Raw genomic sequence first — 20,812 nt, 5'->3', positions numbered from 1 at the left:
TTTTCGGTATTGTACCAAGCTACTATTAGAAGATTCTAAAATAATTCTAGTTGTAGGTTATATTGATACTAGCCACTATTCTACGCTTGTGAGCATGCCTCTGATGTCATCCTAAATAATAAAAAATATAAATATTGTTAACAATCATAAATATCTTATAAGCTTGTATCCATACTTGTTTACAAATGAGCTCAAAAGCTTTTAGAATTATGGGAGCTAAGGCGTTAATATTTTTTGTTGTTACGCTTAGCAGGATTACACCTTACCTCTATATTACGGTCAGTACACACAACCTAAGATTAAGCTGATTATTTACTGATTTATCTCAAAGAATTAAGCTTAATTTATTATTTATTACTATCTTTTTTATCACTTTGTTCTATAAGTTAACAGCAGATAATTACACTCCTGATTTAGCAAGCGTTCTTAACATAAAAACTGATGATAGTTCTTAGAGAATTATCTATTTTGAATGCACCAAGTTATCAAGAGTACATAATAGAGATATTTTATGCAGGATATTACCAAACCACACCAATCCAATCAACGTCGTACTTTTGCCATCATCTCTCATCCTGATGCCGGCAAAACCACTTTAACGGAAAAACTATTATTAAATAGTGGAGCTATTCACATAGCTGGCGAAGTAAAGGCACGAGGAGCCAGAAGACACGCTCATTCTGACTGGATGGAAATGGAACGCAAGCGTGGTATTTCTATTACCTCATCGGTAATGACCTTTGAACATGCCGGCTTAACTTTTAATCTACTAGATACACCAGGGCACCAAGATTTTAGTGAAGATACTTATAGAACCCTTACCGCCGTCGATTCAGCTATTATGGTAATTGATGCTGCTAAAGGCATTGAGACCCAAACACTCAAATTGTTTGAAGTATGCCGGATGCGTAATATTCCTATTGTTACTTTTATTAATAAATTTGATCGTGAGGCACGCGATCCTTTTGAATTATTAGATGAAATTGAGCAAAAACTTGCGCTGGACGCCTCTCCAATAAATTGGCCAATCGGCATGGGTAAAGAATTCAAAGGATGCTTTCAGACAGAGAACTCTTCCTTTCTATACTTTCAACCTGAGAATGGCGGAGAATCATCACAAGTTATAAAAGTCCATTCCTCTACTGACACGCGTCTTGCAGATTTTATGTCCCCTGCGCTACAAACAAAGTTGATAGAAGATACTGAGTTAATGCATATAGCCGGTAAAGCATTTGATACACAAAGCTACCGAGAAGGCCATTTAACTCCAGTTTATTTTGGCAGCGCTCTGCGCAATTTTGGTATAAAAGAATTACTAGAAGGGCTAACCAAAATGGCGCCTTGTCCAAATATGCAACCGGCCAACCCTCGTCCGGTAAGTGCTTTGGAACCGAAAGTAACCGGCTTTGTATTTAAAGTCCAGGCTAACATGGATCCTAACCATCGTGACCGCATAGCCTTTTTAAGAATATGCTCAGGTACTTTTAAGCGTGGTATGAAACTTAAACAAACTCGTACTGGAAAACTATTAGCTATTCAAAATCCGGTGTTTTTCTTAGCACGTGAACGCCAATTAACTCAAGAAGCATATCCAGGAGATATTATTGGCATTCCCAACCACGGCACCTTAAGAATTGGCGATACTCTTAGCGAAGGGGAAGATTTACACTTTAAAGGTATCCCTAGCTTTACTCCTGAAATTTTAAAACGAGTACATGTTAACGATCCCATCCGTATCAAACATTTACGTAAAGCCTTAGAAGATTTAGCCGAAGAAGGAATATTACAACTATTTAAACCTATACTAGGTTCACAGTGGGTAATCGGGGTAGTAGGTCAATTACAACTTGATGTAGTATTATCAAGAATGGAATCAGAATATAATCTTTCTGCCATTTTTGAATCATCACCTTATGAAACTACACGCTGGCTATTTGCAGAAGATCCTAAAGAAATTAAAAAACTTAGTGATCTATATCAAACCCAAATAGCAGAAGATAAAGATGGCATACCAGTCTATTTGGCTCGCGACAACTGGGATTTAAAACGAGTACAAGAAAAATTTCCCAACTTAGTTTTTGCTAAAACCCGTGAGCAATATATAGATTAAATTTCTTTATTTTTATGCAGCGAGCTCATAACTTTATTTAATAATTTTATTTTTAAATCGAAATAGATTATTTAGCAATTCCGTAGGATTCCAACATACCTTTAAGATAAAGTTATTAGCCGTACCCCACAAAAAAAAGCCCTGCTTATGCTGGACACATACCAGCAAGCCTGGGTAACGCAAACTCAGTTTCTTTTTATTAGCTAAGGGTTTCCCAGCTCAATCTAATCTCTTGATTTTTTTTGGTATTTACCTTCATCGTGTTCTAAATTGCTGTATATAAGATTAACCATCTAACAATGACTATGATCACAAATCATTCTCACGTAATAATGTTTTAAATTTCACTTATCTTCTCAAAGTTATTTATTTCTATAGTTGCATAAGCCTTATGGTAGGAATTTATCCCTATTGTTAACCAGGCATCTTTAAAAAAAGCTGCTTAGCTACTTTTAAAATATCTTACTATTAGGCTTATAGGGAAGATGTAAACACACTATGGTATGCAGAAATACTTAGATTATGATGACACAAAATATTAATAAATCTTGGCAATGGTATAACAATACTCCTGCCTTTTTAGATGAAATGTATATAAGCTGCTCAAAAGCTACAAAATCCATATTACTAGAACAATATATAATAAAAAATGATCAAGTAGGCAGAAAGTTTTTAAAAATACTGACCAAGAAAGCAAAGCAAGGAGTAAAAGTTGCAATATTATGTGATTGGATAGGTGGTATAGATTTATGGAACTCTCCTCTTATAAAAGTTCTTATTCAAAATGGAGGAAAATTTTATTTTTATAATTCTATTCGACAATGGCATCCGTTTAAGATAACCACCTGGTTCACAAGAGATCATAGAAAAATTTTGCTTATAGATAGTCAAATAGTCTTTATAGGTGGATTCTGCCTTGATCAGCGTATGTATAACTGGCATGATTTAGTAATAAAATTAAGTAGTGAACTAATTTGCAATGATATTAAATATTACTTTGAACTTTTATTTAACGAGAATATTTCTAATAAAAAACGTAATTTAACCACATTTAGCCCTATAACTGAAAATGGCTTTAAATGCTTGGTTAACAATGCCAAACGACACGAAAAATATCTTTATCAAGCATTACTAGAACAAATTAAACAGGCAAGAAACTATATATATTTAGTCACACCTTATTTCATTCCGGAAGAAAATTTTTTTCAATCCCTAAAAGAAGCGGTAACACGTAAGGTAGAAATAGTATTACTAATACCAGAAAGCTCTCATATAAAGTTAATTGATTATATTACTTTCCACTACTATATCAAAGCTATTCAGGCAAAGATTAAAATATTTCAGTTTAAAGATCAGTTACTCCACGCCAAATACGCTATTATAGATGATGAATGGGCTATGGTAGGAAGCATGAATTTTGATTATTTAAGTCTTATGAAAAGCAATGAACTAAGCCTGGTTATTACTAATCATCAAGCCATAGTTGAATTAAAGAATTTACACTGTGTAGACTTAATGCATAGTAAAGAACTCTCTATTAACGAATTATACCAAAAACCATTATGGCAAAAAATAATAGGATTATTAGGACTAATCTTTAAAAAACTTTTATAAACTATAAAGTACAAACTATGGGCAAATTAAAAATTTTATTTAGCAATTTAGGCTACGCACGAGGTTTCAACGGTTATTTAAAGCAACATATATTACATTTATACCGCCATATTTATTGCCCACCAAATGTGCAAAGGCAGGTATTATTAGAACTAAAAAATATTATTAATCTAAAAAAACCAGACATAGGTTGCGTAGTAGAAATTGATCAAGGTTCTTTAAATTCGGCTTATTTTAATCAAATAGAACATTTAATAGATATAAATTATCCTTTTTTTGATATTGAAAATAAATACAGTCAGAATAGTTACTTAAATAAACTGCCTATATTTAATGGTAAATGTAATGCGTTCTTTGCAAAGCTAAGCTTAAATTATCAAAAACTTTATTTTACTTACGGTACTAAAAAATTAATTTATAAAATTAACCTAATAAATAATATTACTCTTTTTTTTGCACATTTTTCTCTTAAAAAGAACGTAAGAGCTAAACAATATCAAGAGATATGTGCACTAGCAAAAAATGAACCAGGCGAAGTGATTATTATGGGAGATTTTAATAATTTTCTAGGATTTAATGAGCTTTTACCCTTTACTCATGATGCTAATCTGTCCATATTAAATGATCAAAAGATTCCTACTTTTACTTTTCATATATGGCAATATCCTATAGATTTATGTATTTGCTCAAGCAGCTTATTACGCAAATTACATTTAGAAATTATACCACAACCATTTTCAGATCATTCTGCTCTTTTGCTAACAATTGCTTCTTTACCATAGCTACTTTCACATAAAATAACTAAATTTAATAATATATTACATTTAATTATAATTCAGCCACTTGTATATTTAGCAAACTGGATTAAACTTTAAGTTTAATATTTAAAATTTGTTAATTACATGATTCTTGATCGCAAAATAATTATAAGCGAACTAAATTACGATAATTATTTCAAGCTATTAAGTTTAATTTTATTAGGTATCAATGTGTTTGGAATTATTTTTAATACCAGCACTATATTTCATGGTACCTTTTTCATTAATTTTTATATTATGATTTCAACTCATCTCTTAATAAACTATCATAATTTAATTAACTATTGGCTTTTAATACTTATAGGCTTTATTGCTGATCTTATCTTCGGTTTTTATACAGGTATACATTTATTAAGTTTTATTATTATTAAATATATTTATGATACTTTTTTACGCATGATCAAGATTGAAAACTTTGCGTTAGAACTAGCTTATAGCGCATTATTCTTAAGTATTGATATTTTATTAAAAATAGCGATATACCAAGTAACAATGCATCTTGAGGTGAATTATATTCATATTATATATAATTTTATAATGTCCTTAATTTTATATCCAGTAATGACAATGATAGTTGATAAGATAATTTATAAATATAGTTTTAGATAATGCGCTTAGAAAAGCAGGTTGCAAAGATTTTCACTAGAAGAATGCTAATCATTGGAGCATTCAAAGCTTTTTTATTCCTAATAATTTTTATAAGGCTATTTTATTTACAAATCATCAATTGGGGAAAATTTGCCACCCTTTCAGATAAGAACCGCATTAGATTTAAAGCTATCTCTCCCGAACGAGGTCTTATCCTAGATAGCCAAGATAATATCTTGGTAGTTAACAAAACTTATTACAAATTGTTTATTGATACCACCATCAATAAACATATTACTGAACTGAAAAATAAAATTATTGATCTGCTGAGCTTAGATCAAGAGCAAATCGAACAAGTTGAGCAAAACATCCTTAAGCCAAAGAACCAAGGCCAATTACTTGTTATGGATAATGTCTCGTGGGAGCATTTATCCATAATAGAGTTACATAATTTGGAATTACCAGGGGTATATATAGAATCCGGGCGGTATAGACATTATCCATTTGCTGAACTTTGTAGCCATTTAATTGGCTATGTAAGCTCCCTTAGTAAAGATGATGCTGACTATGAACGTTTAAAACGTTATGATCTAAAAATTGGCAAAAGCGGCATTGAAAAAACTTTTGATCATCTTCTGCGCGGTGCAGTTGGATTTCAACAAATTGAAGTGGATGCATACGGCAATCTGATTAGAGAACTTAGCACTCAAGAACCTGAATTCGGCCAAAACATCAAATTATCTATCAACCTCGAACTACAGCAAGCAGCAACCAGCTTACTGGAAGGTAAGGATGGCGCTATAACTTTGATGAATTGCCAAACCGGTCAAGTTATAGCAATGTGCTCCTCACCTGGTTACAATCCTAATATTTTATCTCATGGTATTACTTTAGATTATTGGAATAAGATAATTAATGATAAACATTTTCCTCTGATTAACAAATCTATTAGCCGAACTATAGCTCCTGGTTCAGTATTTAAACTAGTAGTAGCGCTTGCTGCTTTAGAACATGGGATATCCCCTGATGATCGTCATGATTGTCAAGGAACCTTCTATCTAGGAAACCATGCATTTCACTGCTGGAAACGTCATAAACACGGACCCATTAATCTTAAGCAGGCGATCCAGCATTCATGTAACATATATTTTTATTATACTGCTAAAATTTTAGGGATTGATGCTATTGCCGCAACAGCTCGCAAACTTGGTCTTGGTCAACCAACTCAAATAGACCTTCCGCATGAAAGTACTGGCCTAATTCCAAACAAAAAATGGAAGAAAAAACGCTTTAAACAAGATTGGACAGTAGGAGATAGTATCAACGTAGCAATTGGCCACGGATACCTGTTAGTGACACCTATTCAGCTTGCAGTTATGGCTGCCAGAATAGCTAGTGGTAAAGAACTTTACCCTAAAATATTTACTAATAATACTGACTTTGCCAATTTGGATATAGCTCCTGAACATCTTGAGATAATTAGAGAAGCCATGCATATGGCAGTAAACCAAGCAGGCGGCACAGTGTTTCGTTTTAGAAATGATATGGGAGCAGATTATGAATTTGCTGCTAAAACCGGTACTTCTCAAGTTATTGCTATTCAACGGGATGCGAGTGGAAAAGCACTTGACAATAAAAGCTGGGAAACAAGCCATCATGGGTTATGTATCGGCTTTGGACCCTATAAAACTCCTAAATTTGCTTGTAGCGTAATGATCGAACATGGTGGTAGTGGCGCAGGGGCTGCAGCCCCTGTATTAAGTGAATTGCTCAAGCTTGCAATGAAGCTAGATAAAGATGGATTAGTATAATTATCCTTTTTTACTAATTATCAGAATTTCATGCCAGTTAAAAATAAATAAATATCACTCTTTACTGTAATTAATTATTAATATTATTATAATTAGTATTAAATTATAAAGGATACTAATTATGCCATCAACAACATTAAGCAAAAGTGATTTACTAACTTTAAAAAAGACGATCATTTCTAAAGTAACAGGATATATATCCTCAAAACACGCTGAAAAATCATTAATTATATCAGCTAGCACTAAAGATGATTTAATTAATAAATGTAGTGAGATTTATTGCCATATTATCGTAGGAAAGACTAAACAAAATGATAAAACGACGGCTGAAGCAATAGAGAACATTTTATCTAATACTGCAGAAGAATATAGATCCCTACTAGTGAACTTTTCTTATACTAATAAATGTAATGTGAGCAAAAGCTTACTATATTTAGCCGTAATGAATACTAAAGTTAGCACGGTTGAATTATTAAAAAATTACGGAGCTGAAGATCCCAATCACACTTTATTCCAAAGTATATTGAATTTTAACCATATAGGCGCTTATAAAGCAGCTTTAATCAAAACGCTAGCCGATGAATCTACACTTAAATTTCAAGATTCAAATAGTAATACTTTTTTACATCTAGCTTTAAGTAACCAAAATAATATTGAAAGCGAAATTGTACTATCATTAATTCAAGCTATAGCTGAAGAGCAAAATAGCAGTGAAATACTAAACATAACTAACGCAGAGGGTAATACCTCACAAACCTTAGTAGAAAATCTACTTAAAAATGCTAAAGAAAATGAACAACAAGATTTAAATAAAATTTTAGAGCATCTGAAAAAGGCTGCTCCACCTAAATCGAGTAGGGCTCCTTCACCTCAGCCAGGGTTAAATGAGGGTATAAGAATAACATCAACACAACAAAACCAACAACAATTACCAACTCAAACCTATAAAGCCAAAGAACAAGACAAAACTAAAATTACTACTGAATCTCAAACTTCTAAAACAAGCACTAGCTTAAATAATATCTCTAACGCTAATGCACCTAAAAAGAATCAAGCAACTGAACCTCAAACTTCTAAAACAAGTACTAGCTTAAATAATATCTCTAACGCTAATGCACCTAAAAAGAATCAAGCAACTGAACCTCAAACTTCTAAAACAAGTACTAGCTTAAATAATACCTCTAACGCTAATGCACATAATAAGAGTCAAGCAACTGAACCTCAAACTTCTAAAACAAGTACTAGCTTAAATAATATCTCTAACGCTAATGCACCTAAAAAGAATCAAGCAACTGAACCTCAAACTTCTAAAACAAGTACTAGCTTAAATAATATCTCTAACGCTAATGCACCTAAAAAGAATCAAGCAACTGAACCCCAAACTTCTAAAACAAGTACTAGCTTAAATAATATCTCTAACGCTAATGCGCCTAAAAAGAATCAAGCAGCTGAACCTCAAACTTCTAAAACAAGTACTAGCTTAAATAATATCTCTAACGCTAATGCACCTAAAAAGAATCAAGCAGCTGAACCTCAAACTTCTAAAACAAGTACTAGCTTAAATAATATCTCTAACGCTAATGCACCTAAAAAGAATCAAGCAGCTGAACCTCAAACTTCTAAAACAAGTACTAGCTTAAATAATATCTCTAACGCTAATGCGCCTAAAAAGAATCAAGCAGCTGAACCTCAAACTTCTAAAACAAGTACTAGCTTAAATAATATCTCTAACGCTAATGCACCTAAAAAGAATCAAGCAGCTGAACCTCAAACTTCTAAAACAAGTACTAGCTTAAATAATATCTCTAACGCTAATGCACCTAAAAAGAATCAAGCAGCAGATTCTTCTTCTAAATCTTTCATGAAAAATTTAGCGATTAGCCTACTAATCATTTCAGCTGGATTGCTTGGTTTATATATTGTTGGTAGCTTGCTAGCCCCTCGCTTTGTACAACAAGTATTGAACCAAGCCATAAAATCTGTTAAATTTGCTGAAAACAGTATAAGTAATACCTTTTCATGGGTTACGAACGAACACAATAAACAGAGGAGTTTTTCTAATTATATTCAGAAATAACTGAAGTGAGCACTGCTATGTGCTGTGTATTAATAATAGCCAATAGGCAAGCAATAGTACTTATCTAAGAGCTTCATCACAAATGGGTTAATGCATTAAATTCCGAGATTAGGAATAATGAGTTAAGATTTTTGGATTTGAGCAAAAGCAGATGTTATCAATATAGCGACTGATTTTATAATTTTTATACTAATGCTATAATCTGATTTACTCGATTCTGTATTGCTTGTTGAGGAATTTTAATGCATTCATAACCAAAAAAATTATATACTTCTTCATGGACTTTTTCAAAGTATAAAGATTCTTCAAAACTAATTTTTCTTGCTTCAGTAGGTTTACAAACACCTAAATTTTCTATAAAAAATACTTTCTTTTGATATATCTGCTTCTTCTCTATTCTATCTATCTCTTCTAAAAGACTTGAAGGATATTGGTAACCGAGATACTGACAGAGAGCATAAGTACAAAGCGGTGATCGATCAAAAAATTGCATTCTGCTTTGAGCACAAGATAACTGAACTTGCCTTTGTTTTTGTAAATTTACAATTTTATCAATAAACAAAGGCATCAGCCATGGTTCTTTATTACCTAACGTTTGTTCTAAAGCGATTATATCAGTAGCAGCTTCCTCTATTACAAAATAATCCATCGTTTCTAATATACGAATGATAGAAGTCTTTCCTGCCCCTGGGGTTCCAGTTAAAATATATCGCTTCATAGTATTTTACTCTGCTGAAATTTTCTTAAAGACATAGTATACCATTAAGATAGTTTACTACTTTAGTATAATAATAGCATGCATCTTGTCTGCTATTATTTGTTATGTGCTCTTTAACTAGCTGAAATAAATATAGACGTCCTCTCTTATATGGTCGCCAGGATGTGTACACCTATTTTAATCAAACTACGACAGAAGCAAAGCTCAAGAAATATACAGATATAAATAAGGTTTATTTAAAAAAATTGAGTTTATAGCAGCCAACTTAACCAACTTTAGGTGTGGCAATCTCTGTGATTAGTTCTTTTCTTAGTTTGATAGTACAAAACTCGCTAGTTTTACTATATTGCTCTAGGCCATATAGCTTATCAAGCATATTAGTTAGACTCTCTTTATCCCATCTCTCTAATTGCTTGATATAATCTGGTTGATGTTTAAAAAATATAATAGGTTTTGCAGTTGATACCGCTTCTCGTGCACTAATTTTAGCTTTAAGCATTACTTCTTTTAACTCAAGCAGTTTAAATGCATGCTTAATAAATATCCTTATAACTCCAACCGCCGTAAGCTCACTTAAAGCTAGATCTAATTGATTTAAAAATCCTTTAGAATTTTTATTAAAATAATCTATAACTAAAGTGCCAAATTCAAATTCTTTTGAACCTACTAAAATTTTACTTACAGACGCTAAGTCTGCTACCTGCTTGCCAGAAAAAATTGCTATTTTTTCAAGTTCTGATTTAATTAGCCCTCTATCACCTGAAATAGAAGCAGCTATAATTGCAGGTACTTCGCTAGTATATTTTACTCCTAACCGATCAAACGTAGCTTTTGCTAAAGCCTCTACTCCTTTTTCATCATCTTTATAACAAGGTATAGCTAAAATATCAGCATGAGCTTCTGCAAATTTACGCAAACCACTACTAGCGGCCAAATCTTCAGCTATCATTACAATAAAATTATTAGCCAGGTTAGCCTCAAATAAATCCTTGATAATACCTGGTAAATTTGTAGCAAAGCCAATAATCTTGATTACTTTTATGCCACCAAAAAAGCTAATATTATTAACTTCCTGCAATATTTTTGAATGATCTTCAGATTTAGCAATATTAAATTCACTTAATCTAAAAGTATCTACCTTACCACCAAAACACTGGAATATTACTTGATTAGCCCTTTCAATCCCCAGGCCTAAATCCGGACCATATAGAAGTAATGCTTTAAAACTTCCCGGCAGTTTTTTGAGTTCTACTTCAATTCTAGTGGAAGGAATTTTCATGCAATTACAATAACCTTATTGGTTTTTGAAATAATTATTAATCCTAAACATAATATCCTGTGCATTTTGTTTACTGGTGTTATGAATAGCATCAGTGAGGCTTATAAATTCTGTAAAAGGAGAGTCAAGAGTGTTATATCCCGAGCTATTACGCACCACTCCCTTTAATAATATTTCATGGGTAACAAGATCAATCAGAGTAAAGTCTACCTTGATTACCACATTACGTCGTGTAGCATCACCGGTTCTAAAGACCAATACTGGTTTAGTATATTTAGCAACATGAAAATTTAAACGATACTTATTAGTAACATCTCTATTACAATAATTACACAACATATCATGTAAAGGAACATATACAGCTTGAGCTTCTTGTGTAGCTGGTTCTAATAATTCAATTTGCGCAAGCAAGCATGCATAATCTTGATCCATGTTTGTCTGATTTTTAGCATATAACGGCTTAAAACCACAGCTTGTTACACTCAGCACTATTATCGATAATAAAAGACTTTTTTTAAACCACCACATTAACTATTTTTCCTGGAACTATAATGATTTTCTTTGGATTATTGCCTAATAAAAATTTTTGTACTTGGTCAAGATTAATTGCCAACTGCTTTAAAGCTTCTTCTTCAATATTGCGTGCCACTTCTATGGTCGTTCTAAGCTTGCCATTTACTTGTACTGCCAGTGTCACTTGATCTTCTACTAAGAATTTTTCTTCATATATAGGCCAAGAAGCTTTACATACTAACCCTTCTCCTCCAAGCATTACCCATAACTCCTCAGCTAAGTGAGGGGTCATTGGTGAAAGCAACTTAACTACATCTTTTACAATACTCACTAAAAGTTCTTTATCATTGTTTGATAATTTGTTTAGATCAATTTCAAATAACTGATTGGCTAATTCTCTAATTCTAGCAACAACTCTATTAAAATTAAACTCAGCAATTTCATCAGTTAAAGCATGGATGGTTTTATGTAGGGCTACTAGGATTTTATTATGATTAAATGATTCTTCAGCTTCTTTAGCTTCTACTTCTAATATTTCAGTAACAAAGCTAAATAAGCGTCTTAAAAATTTATGTGAGCCTTCAATCGCGCTATCGTTCCAAATTAAGTCCTTCTCAGGTGGGCTATCTGATAGCATAAAAAATCTGGCGGTATCTGCTCCAAATTTATTTACGATATAATCCGGATCTACCGTATTGCGCTTAGATTTGCTCATTTTTTCAATACGGCCAACTTTAGCTATTTCACCTGTAGCTTTACAGATATAATTATCACCTTGCTTTTCTACCTCGTCAGGATAAAGCCAATGCCCATTTACATCTTTGTAGGTTTCATGGCACACCATCCCTTGGGTTAATAGGCCTTTAAATGGCTCATCTAAATTCCACATACCACATTTTTTCATCGCTTTAGTAAAAAACCTAGCGTAAAGAAGATGCATCACAGCATGTTCTACACCACCAATATATTGATCAACCGGCAACCAATAATGGCAATCTTGTTCATCAATCGTCTTATCTGTTGTATTATTGCAATAACGGGCAAAATACCATGATGATTCAAAAAAAGTATCAAAAGTATCAGTTTCCCTGGTAGCCTCTTTACCACAAGATGGACAATTAGTTTTAGACCAAGTCGGATGATTTTTTAAAGGATTACCTGGCATCTCGAAGCTAATATCATCAGGCAGCGATACTGGTAAGTTTGCTTCATTTTCCGGGACTATTCCACAAGCATCGCAATAAACAACTGGAATTGGGCACCCCCAATAACGTTGACGTGAGATCCCCCAATCATGCAAACGATATGTAATTTTTTGGGTTGATAATTTATGCTCTTTTAAATAGTTAATAATCTTCTCGTGAGCTTTGTCTTGAGTAAGCGCATTCAGAAAATCTGAATTGATCATTACCTGCTGTTCTTCATCAAAATTTTGAATTATTTTGATATTATATTTCTTAGCAAATTCTTGATCTCTTTGATCCATTCCTGGGCAGCCATACAAAGCTCCACTGCCAAAATCACTTAATACATAATTAGCAATATAAACTGGCACTGCTATTTTAGTCACAGGATTAATTGCAGTAATTTCAGTTAAGTGGCCTTTCTTTTCAGCGAGTTCCTGTGCACTTTCGGTGGTAGGAATTGATTTACACTGATGAATAAACTCTTGTAATTTTGTATCTTTTTGTGCAAGCTTCTGTGTTATTCCATGATCAACCGATAACGCAACAAAGGTACAGCCAAATAGAGCCTCTGGAGTAGTAGTTTGAATTTCAACCGCTTGATTAAGTTCAGGAATAAAAAATTCAAGCGCTGTCATTTCCTGCTTACCAATCCATTTACGCTGCATGGTCTTGACGTGCTCAGGCCAATTAGGCAAATTATCTAATTCATTTAGTAAACCATCAGCAAAATCAGTAATCTTTAAAAACCATTGTTTTAGCTTTCTTCTTTCAACAACAGCTCCAGAGCGCCAACCTTTTCCATCTACTACTTGCTCATTGGCAAGCACGGTATTATCTACTGGATCCCAATTAACCTCGGCCTCTTTTTGATAAGCTAACCCTTGCGTTAAAAATTCTAAGAAAATTTTTTGCTCATGTTTATAATAATCAGGTGAGCAAGTTGCAACCTCACGACGCCAATCATATGAAAAGCCAATTTTCATGAATTGCGCGCGCATGTGGTCAATATTATCATAAGTCCATGATTTAGGGTGCAGTTTACGTTCAATTGCAGCATTCTCAGCAGGCAAGCCAAAGGCATCCCATCCCATAGGATGTAATACATTAAAACCTTGCATTACTTTAAAGCGAGCAATCACATCACCTATAGTATAATTACGTAAATGCCCCATATGAATTTTACCTGATGGGTATGGTAACATTTCAAGTACATAATATTTAGGTTTAGCTTGGTCTGTTTCTACTTCAAAACTACGCTTATCATGCCAAATTTGCTGCCATTTTTGCTCAATCTCTACTGGCTTATATTCTACTGTATTATTCATGAACTTAACTATTGAACTAATTATTTAATTTTAAATATCTTGCACGGGTTAAAATACGATCTTCAATTTCAACGGCCATTTTAGGATTTGGCATTACATCAACCCAACCTGATTTAATATATTTTTGCTCAAACACATTAACTTTAACTGCATCTGCACGCATAATATCACTACTAATTAAAATATTTAATTTATAACGATAATGGCCTTGATAATCTACTTGATACCACTCAGTAGTAATTACACCTGAAAATGGATCAACTACACTTATTGGCATAGTATTAACCGCTTCAAGAGCTGCACGCCATAAATAAGCATTAACGGTAATACCTGCCGTGTCTCTTTTCTTCTTACCACCGATTACAACCCCTTCTTCACCTGTAAGTTTACCAAAAGATTCTTCTCTTCTCTCTCTAGAACTTTTTGGAGTATCCCCGGTAGCTTTGTATTGATTATTACATGCTGTAATTAAAAAGATTATGCTCACTATCAATAATTTTTTTATCATATCAATCCTATACTAATTTTATTTTTAATAATATCGTTAAAATCTAATTATACAAGTATCCTATTAATTAATGTTACTTTTACCCTTCTGTTTATTTAAGTAAATTTGCTTAATATTATGCCAAATTTTATCTTCAAGATTCAAGCTGTAAAGCCTATTTACAACCAATATTCCGGTAGGAGAAGTAATATTAACTTCAGTTAAATAGTTACCAATTATATCTAACCCTGCGAGCACAATATTGTTTTCTGTTAAGAACTGTCCAACTTCATTACAAAGCTCTAACTGCTTATCGTTTAATACAATTTGACGAGCTTCTCCTCCGCTTGCCAGGTTAGCAACCACTTGGTTAGGAGCAGGAAATCTTGCAATTGCACCTAACACTTCCCCGTAAGACATGAGTACTCGTATATCCCCTGTTTCTCTAATTTGGGGTAAATATTGTTGGGCTATGATAAACTCTTCAGTATCGTGATAGTAAGCCTTAAACGCCTTCAATCCTTCCTCACTTTTTGCATCAACTAAAATTACCCCTCTACCGGCATGACCATAAAGAGGTTTTAAAATCACTTTTCCAAATTTTTCTAGAAAACTTCTAAGCTGCTCATAATCTCTACTAATTAAAGTTTGAGGCATTAAATGCTGAAAATGAAGTGGAATAATTTTTTCTGGATTACTAATTAATACTTCAGCAGGATTCACTACCACCACCTTTTCACTTATAAATTTAAGTAGATGGCAAGTAGTTAAATAATGCATGTTATAGGGAGGATCTTGCCTGATTAAGAGAATATCAGCCAGCTCAAGATTTACCTCTTGCTTTTCGCCAAGCCAATAATTATTAGGTGATAAAATTTTAGTTTCCCTAACCGTCGCTATTACCTTACCACAATTAAAAGATAAATTATCAGGCTGAAAAGTAAAAATTTCAAATCCATCTCTCATTGCAACTTGAATTAATGCAAGCGAAGTATCAGTCTCGTGATTAAGTTGATCCAAAGGATCAATCTGAACAAATAATTTAGGCATAGGGGTAACGTAAAACTGCTAATATTAATTAACATAAAAATTTAAAGTTTAATTAGCTTGAAAGTTGTAATCTTGTATAAACTGCAAACTATTAAAATTCTAAGATTTTAATCATCAAATTCATCTAAATCATCAGAACCGGTTTCAATAGGAACTTCTTTTACAGATAGCGGCTTTGGTGCTACTAATGGTTTAAGCGGAACAGCTTTTACTTTTTCAACCTTAGTTTCATATGGAGCCGCCACATTATCATTATCCGGATAATCCATGCTAGAAACAATTTTTACATAACTTACTACTTTTCTTACATTTCTAATTTGTGACGCCATGGCGGTAACCATATCTAATTCCTGCTTAGATTTTGTTACCCCAATTAAGTAAATCACCCCTCTAATAGTCTCTATATTATAGTTAAAAGATTTTATATTTTGATAAAATAACATTTTAGTACGTAATTGGGTAGTAATCCAAGTATCGGTTGCATAGTCTTTAACTTCTAATCCCTGGATATTCCTAATTTCAATTTCATTAATTACTTCCCTTACTCCATTAACTTTCCAGGCAATCCTAACTGCCTTTAACCTATCTTCCTGAGATACAACAGACCCTGTAAGCAATACTCTACCATTAGCAACTTCAACTTTAATTTTGGCAAAAAGATTATTAACATCTTTTCTAAAATAACGTTCACGAATTTTTGCTTTGATTGCCAAATCATCAAATTTTTGCCCGGCAGTTCTATCTTGTACTAGCACCACACCAGTAGCCATTGATCCACCAAGCACAGCAGGTATACAAGAGGTAGTAACTGATACAACGAATGGTAACGAAACTATAATTAATTTCCGCACAAATGACATATTCTCAAATAATTTTTTCATATATCCTCTCCTACTTATATTAAATTTTCTTCTCTTCACCTTTAAGCAATCTTTTAATATTTGCTGTATGTTTACAAAGTATCAACACAGCTAAAGCAAAACAAAATAACGGTAAGTCTGGTTGCAACCCACAAAACCAATAAGCATAAATTGGTGAAAGTGCTATCGCTATAATTGCTGCTAATGAAGAAATTCTTGATAAAGCAAATACTAAAAGCCAAGTTAAGCAGGTCATTATCCCTATTTTTGGACTAATACATAGTAGTATCGCAGAGCCGGTTGCCACCCCTTTACCACCTTTGAATTTTAGCCATATAGGAAACATATGTCCAATAACGGCCATTATACCAGTCAAATATAATAATATTAAATTTTCAGTGGTAAACTTGACCACCATGACAGGAATAACCCCTTTAAGCATATCACCTATTAGAGTAATAAGAGCAGCTTTTTTGCCTAGTACCCGTAAAACATTAGTACTACCAATGTTACCTGAACCTTTGGTTCTAATATCCATTTTAGATGAATATCTAGCTATTAAAAATCCAAACGGGATAGATCCCAACAAATAAGATATTACTAATATAATCCATTCACCCATTTATTTTACCATCACATAAGTTCCTGGAGCATCGCAAATGCCTTGTTCATCAATTCTTTTCGATGATATGGTAAGGTCCTGCTTACCTGATCTTTCACTAAGCCAGCTAACCACATCATGCCACCAAGATTTTTGATGAAATTCTGCTTTACCATACCAATCATCAAAAGATCCTTTTAAATTATTATTAACAAAATATCCATATTTATTTTTATTTGAGGGATTTATAACACCAGCTACGTGCCCTGATTCTGATAAAACAAATCTCACCTTGCCTGATAAATATTTAATTCCGTCATACACTCCGATAGCAGGCGCTATATGATCTTCTTTAGTAGCCAGGAAATAACAATCAAAATCAAGTTTTGAAATATCAATTGCCACATTATTTATTGTTAAATGATCCTTTTTACATACATTATTATTCAAATACATATTACGCAAATAAAAGCTGTGCATCTTATAAGGCAAACGAGTACTATCATAATTCCAATAAAGTAAATCCATTGCTATTGGCTCTCTGCCAAGAAGATAACTATTTACGTAATTACCCCAAATCATATCGTTAGCTCTAAGCAAATTAAAAGTCATGCTCATGTCCTTTGAATCAAAATAACCTGAGCTTGCCATTTTAGTTTCAATTTTCTCAATCTGCTCCTCATCAACAAACAATCCAATTTCGCCTGAATTATTAAAATCTAATAAGGTGGTAATAAACACTATAGAATTAATTAGATCTTTTTGCTGCTTTTTAAGATATGAAGCAGTTACCGCGGTTAAAGTACCACCAATGCAATAGCTACATAAGTTCACTTTTGAGTTAGAGAAGTTATTAACAAACTCAATCGCTTCGATTAAATATTTAACATAGTCCTCAAAATCTATGTCTTTGTGCGTTTCATCAGGATTAAGCCATGAAACTAAAAATACCATATGATTATTTTGCTTTAACCATTGCACAAAAGAATTTTTCGGCTGAAGATCAAAAATATAAAATTTATTAATAAACGGCGGTACTACGAAAATAGGAGTAGTATATACTTTTTGTGATTCTTCTGGATAGTAAGCAATCAGTTCAAGCAAGCTATTACGAAAAATCACTTTACCTTTGGTAGTAGCAATATTTTCACCAACTTTAAAAGCACTATCATCGACTGTTTTAATATGGAAAACATCAATATTTTGTTGCACATCTTCAGAAAATTTTTGTAACCCTTTTAATAAATTTTGAGCATTAGATTGAACGGTTTCTCTAATTACTACCGGGTTAGTAAATAAAAAGTTAGTTGGCGCGCTGCTATCCAAAAATTGCCTGATAAAAAATAATAATTTGGCTTTATTTTTATGATCTATCTCTTCTAATTCATCAATATATTTCTTAGCCAGCTCGGAAGTCATAAAATAACATTGCTTAATCATATCAAAAAATGGATTATTAGTCCAAGTTTCATCCTTAAAACGACTGTCTTTTTCTTGCGGGCTAAATAAATCATTAGCTGCCATACCTTGAGCTTTAGAATTAATATTAGCCATAATAGACCAAAAATTATCCAACCATTGCTGGTGATAATCAACTAACATACCAGGCTTATTAAACGCTTGGGATAACAATTCCTGAACATCGCTTCCATTATTAAAATAAGAATTATCAAGATTTGCTACACTATTATTCCAATAGTTATTTAATACATTAGGATATTCTACTAAAAGTTGAAAATAATTTTGTGCAAAATCCATATATGATTTTTCTTCGCTCATATGTTATATATCCAATTCTTCTTTAAGGTTGTTAAGATTAGCAGTTTGTTCTTGAATAAACCTAAACCTTAGCTCAGGCTTTTTACCCATTAATGTTTCAATAGAGTTCTTTGCTTCTTCTTCATTCAGCAAAGTAACTTTCTGGAGTATCCGAGTAGTAGGATCCATAGTAGTTTCTTTTAGCTGTGGAGCTGTCATTTCTCCTAGCCCCTTAAAACGCCCTACTTCAATATTCCCTCTTAGCTTTTTTTTAAGCTTTTCAAGCTCTTTATCATCTTGAGCATAATAGGTCTTATTACCATGAACTACACGGTAAAGCGGCGGCTTAGCTAAATACAAACTCCCCCGTCTTACCATCTCAGGCATTTGCAAAAAGAAAAAGGTCATTAATAAACTAGCAATATGAGCACCATCCACATCAGCATCAGTCATGATAATAACTTTTTCGTATCTTAACTGCTCAAAATCAAAGTTTTTTCCTATGCCACAACCCAAGGCAGTCATCAGATCATTAAGTTCTTGGTTGGCAAGCATCTTATCTCTACTATTACTTGCAACATTCAGAATTTTACCGCGCAGTGGTAATACCGCCTGAGTTTCTCGCCTTCTGGCTTGCTTAGCAGACCCGCCTGCTGAGTCACCTTCTACAATAAAAATTTCGGTGCCTTGTGCTGAACTACGCGCACAATCGGCTAACTTACCAGGAAGCCTTAATTTTTGAGTAAGGGTTTTCCTAGATACATCTCTAGCTTTTTTACGATTAATTCGATCCTCAGCCACCTGAATTAAATACTCAAGCACCAAAGTACCCTGCTGCTTATTAATACCAAAATAGTGATCATAATGATTTTTTACAGCAGCTTCAATAGCTCGTGATATATCATGATTTAACAGCTTTTCCTTAGTCTGCCCTAAAAATTGCGGCTCACTAATAAAAATAGATAACACGAGCGCTATTCCACTGGCTAAATCATCATTGGTTATCTGGCTAGCTTTTTTGTTATTAGTAAGGTCAGCAAAAGATTTTAAACTTTTAAGTAAGCCTTGCCTAAAACCTTGCTCATGCACCCCACCTTGAAGAGTATTGATCGTATTACAATAGCTTTTAATATGAGCTTCTTCATTTTCAGCAATCCAAGCTAGCGCCCATTCAATTTTGGCAGGACGATTTTGTGAATCATAAAATTTCTCTAAACCCGAAAAATAATTACCACCTACTAAAGATGCATCACCCAAATAATCTTTTAAATAATCAACGATACCTTCAGGAAATTTAATATTTTCTTGAGCTGGCACTTCGAGAGCAATAGCAGGATCGCATTGCCATTTTATCTCCAATCCTCTGAACAAATAAGCTTTTGACTTAGCTAAAGCATATAATTTTTTAGGCCTAAAATAAAATTCATTACCAAAAATTTCAGGATCAGGATGAAAAGTTATAGAAGTACCACTAACTCGAGGTTTACCAAACTCAGTAGTTTCTTCAAAAACCTTATGGCCCTTCTCATAACGCTGTACAATTCTTTGGCCATGCCTTACCACTTCCACTTCAAAAAAATCAGATAAGGCATTAACTACTGAAATTCCCACACCATGCAAACCACCGGCAGTTTGATAAGCCTTATTACTAAACTTACCACCAGAGTGAAGAGTAGTTAAAATTACCTCTAACGCAGTTTTTCCTGGAAACTTAGGATGTGGATCAAAAGGAATTCCTCTTCCGTTATCAGCGATAGTAATTTTATTATCAGCAGAAAGCATAAAATGAATTTTAGTAGCAAAGCCCGCAACAGCTTCATCAGTGGAGTTATCAATAATCTCAACGGGTAAATGATGGAGGGCATTTTCGTCCGTACCCCCAATATACATTCCTGGACGTTTTCTTACTGGCTCTAACCCTTCTAACACTTCAATTTGCGAAGCATCATAATCAATAGAAGGTTTAGTTTTAGATTTTTGTTCGAATAAATTGCTCATGCCACGATATTTTCTAAG

At 33.2% G+C, this 20,812-nt stretch carries 16 protein-coding genes; 6 read left to right on the top strand and 10 right to left on the bottom strand.

Going from position 1 to position 20,812, the window contains the following annotated elements; translation table 11 throughout:
• The first annotated feature begins 511 nt into the window (after positions 1–511).
• From EF513_RS05855 to EF513_RS05830, 6 genes are all read left to right on the top strand, one after another.
• A complete protein-coding gene (locus tag EF513_RS05855) occupies positions 512–2,110 on the top strand; it encodes a peptide chain release factor 3 (protein ID WP_125216472.1) in 1,599 nt (532 codons plus the stop codon).
• A gap of 525 nt (positions 2,111–2,635) precedes the next feature.
• Entirely contained in the window at positions 2,636–3,724 is a 1,089-nt protein-coding gene (locus tag EF513_RS05850; RefSeq protein WP_164503845.1) for a phospholipase D-like domain-containing protein, read from the top strand.
• 17 nt (positions 3,725–3,741) lie between these two features.
• Complete coding sequence (locus EF513_RS05845; RefSeq protein ID WP_125216470.1) at positions 3,742–4,506, top strand: endonuclease/exonuclease/phosphatase family protein; 765 nt, start codon at positions 3,742–3,744, stop codon at positions 4,504–4,506.
• Between the two features lie 207 nt (positions 4,507–4,713).
• Positions 4,714–5,151 carry a hypothetical protein gene (locus EF513_RS05840; protein ID WP_125216469.1) on the top strand — a complete coding sequence of 146 codons (438 nt, stop codon included), beginning with the start codon at positions 4,714–4,716 and terminating at the stop codon, positions 5,149–5,151.
• Positions 5,151–6,941, top strand: coding sequence for a penicillin-binding protein 2 (gene mrdA, locus EF513_RS05835; protein ID WP_125216468.1), 1,791 nt, complete (start codon positions 5,151–5,153; stop codon positions 6,939–6,941). Before EF513_RS05840 ends, mrdA begins: the two co-directional genes overlap by 1 nt.
• 121 nt (positions 6,942–7,062) lie before the next feature.
• The gene (locus EF513_RS05830; RefSeq protein ID WP_125216467.1) at positions 7,063–9,018 is read left to right on the top strand and encodes a hypothetical protein; all 1,956 of its coding nucleotides are present in this window, start codon (positions 7,063–7,065) and stop codon (positions 9,016–9,018) included.
• A 184-nt stretch (positions 9,019–9,202) separates the two neighbouring features.
• Here EF513_RS05830 and EF513_RS05825 read toward each other — a convergent pair whose 3' ends face one another.
• The 10 genes from EF513_RS05825 to parE all read right to left on the bottom strand — a co-directional run bounded on the left by EF513_RS05825 (position 9,203) and on the right by parE (position 20,794).
• Positions 9,203–9,736, bottom strand: a complete 534-nt coding sequence (locus tag EF513_RS05825) for an ATP/GTP-binding protein (protein WP_125216466.1) — start codon at positions 9,734–9,736, stop codon at positions 9,203–9,205.
• Between the two features lie 265 nt (positions 9,737–10,001).
• Positions 10,002–11,015 carry a DNA polymerase III subunit delta gene (gene holA, locus EF513_RS05820; protein WP_125216465.1) on the bottom strand — a complete coding sequence of 338 codons (1,014 nt, stop codon included), beginning with the start codon at positions 11,013–11,015 and terminating at the stop codon, positions 10,002–10,004.
• Positions 11,016–11,030: 15 nt separating this feature from the next.
• On the bottom strand, positions 11,031–11,543 hold the full coding sequence (locus EF513_RS05815; RefSeq protein ID WP_125216464.1) for a hypothetical protein: 513 nt from the start codon (positions 11,541–11,543) through the stop codon (positions 11,031–11,033).
• Positions 11,530–14,040 (bottom strand): leucine--tRNA ligase, encoded by a 2,511-nt coding sequence (leuS, locus tag EF513_RS05810; protein ID WP_125216463.1) that lies wholly within the window; start codon positions 14,038–14,040, stop codon positions 11,530–11,532. Before leuS ends, EF513_RS05815 begins: the two co-directional genes overlap by 14 nt.
• Positions 14,041–14,056: 16 nt before the next feature.
• Positions 14,057–14,548, bottom strand: a complete 492-nt coding sequence (locus EF513_RS05805; protein ID WP_125216462.1) for a DUF3576 domain-containing protein — start codon at positions 14,546–14,548, stop codon at positions 14,057–14,059.
• Between the two features lie 63 nt (positions 14,549–14,611).
• The gene (gshB, locus tag EF513_RS05800; RefSeq protein ID WP_125216461.1) at positions 14,612–15,577 is read right to left on the bottom strand and encodes a glutathione synthase; all 966 of its coding nucleotides are present in this window, start codon (positions 15,575–15,577) and stop codon (positions 14,612–14,614) included.
• A 107-nt stretch (positions 15,578–15,684) separates the two neighbouring features.
• On the bottom strand, positions 15,685–16,458 hold the full coding sequence (locus tag EF513_RS05795) for a BON domain-containing protein (RefSeq protein ID WP_125216460.1): 774 nt from the start codon (positions 16,456–16,458) through the stop codon (positions 15,685–15,687).
• A 19-nt stretch (positions 16,459–16,477) separates the two neighbouring features.
• Positions 16,478–17,059, bottom strand: coding sequence for a glycerol-3-phosphate 1-O-acyltransferase PlsY (plsY, locus tag EF513_RS05790; RefSeq protein WP_125216459.1), 582 nt, complete (start codon positions 17,057–17,059; stop codon positions 16,478–16,480).
• Positions 17,060–18,817 carry a PHA/PHB synthase family protein gene (locus tag EF513_RS05785; protein WP_125216458.1) on the bottom strand — a complete coding sequence of 586 codons (1,758 nt, stop codon included), beginning with the start codon at positions 18,815–18,817 and terminating at the stop codon, positions 17,060–17,062.
• A 3-nt stretch (positions 18,818–18,820) separates the two neighbouring features.
• Positions 18,821–20,794: a DNA topoisomerase IV subunit B gene (gene parE, locus EF513_RS05780; protein ID WP_125216457.1), complete on the bottom strand. Its 1,974-nt coding sequence runs from the start codon at positions 20,792–20,794 to the stop codon at positions 18,821–18,823.
• Positions 20,795–20,812 lie beyond the last annotated feature (18 nt).

It is taken from the genome of Rickettsiales endosymbiont of Stachyamoeba lipophora, from assembly GCF_003932735.1.
GTDB lineage: Bacteria > Pseudomonadota > Alphaproteobacteria > Rickettsiales > 33-17 > RICK01.
Note: the sequence above shows the minus strand (reverse complement) of the source record. Positions and strands in the feature narration are given on the sequence as shown.

Coding starts and splice junctions, on each gene's coding strand:
- EF513_RS05805 (WP_125216462.1), bottom strand. CDS start 14,548: ATGATAAAAAAATTATTGATAGTGAGCATAATCTTTTTAATTACAGCA.
- leuS (WP_125216463.1), bottom strand. CDS start 14,040: ATGAATAATACAGTAGAATATAAGCCAGTAGAGATTGAGCAAAAATGG.
- mrdA (WP_125216468.1), top strand. CDS start 5,151: ATGCGCTTAGAAAAGCAGGTTGCAAAGATTTTCACTAGAAGAATGCTA.
- parE (WP_125216457.1), bottom strand. CDS start 20,794: ATGAGCAATTTATTCGAACAAAAATCTAAAACTAAACCTTCTATTGAT.
- EF513_RS05850 (WP_164503845.1), top strand. CDS start 2,636: ATGACACAAAATATTAATAAATCTTGGCAATGGTATAACAATACTCCT.
- EF513_RS05795 (WP_125216460.1), bottom strand. CDS start 16,458: ATGAAAAAATTATTTGAGAATATGTCATTTGTGCGGAAATTAATTATA.
- holA (WP_125216465.1), bottom strand. CDS start 11,015: ATGAAAATTCCTTCCACTAGAATTGAAGTAGAACTCAAAAAACTGCCG.
- EF513_RS05855 (WP_125216472.1), top strand. CDS start 512: ATGCAGGATATTACCAAACCACACCAATCCAATCAACGTCGTACTTTT.
- EF513_RS05830 (WP_125216467.1), top strand. CDS start 7,063: ATGCCATCAACAACATTAAGCAAAAGTGATTTACTAACTTTAAAAAAG.
- EF513_RS05825 (WP_125216466.1), bottom strand. CDS start 9,736: ATGAAGCGATATATTTTAACTGGAACCCCAGGGGCAGGAAAGACTTCT.
- EF513_RS05815 (WP_125216464.1), bottom strand. CDS start 11,543: ATGTGGTGGTTTAAAAAAAGTCTTTTATTATCGATAATAGTGCTGAGT.
- EF513_RS05785 (WP_125216458.1), bottom strand. CDS start 18,817: ATGAGCGAAGAAAAATCATATATGGATTTTGCACAAAATTATTTTCAA.
- plsY (WP_125216459.1), bottom strand. CDS start 17,059: ATGGGTGAATGGATTATATTAGTAATATCTTATTTGTTGGGATCTATC.
- gshB (WP_125216461.1), bottom strand. CDS start 15,577: ATGCCTAAATTATTTGTTCAGATTGATCCTTTGGATCAACTTAATCAC.
- EF513_RS05845 (WP_125216470.1), top strand. CDS start 3,742: ATGGGCAAATTAAAAATTTTATTTAGCAATTTAGGCTACGCACGAGGT.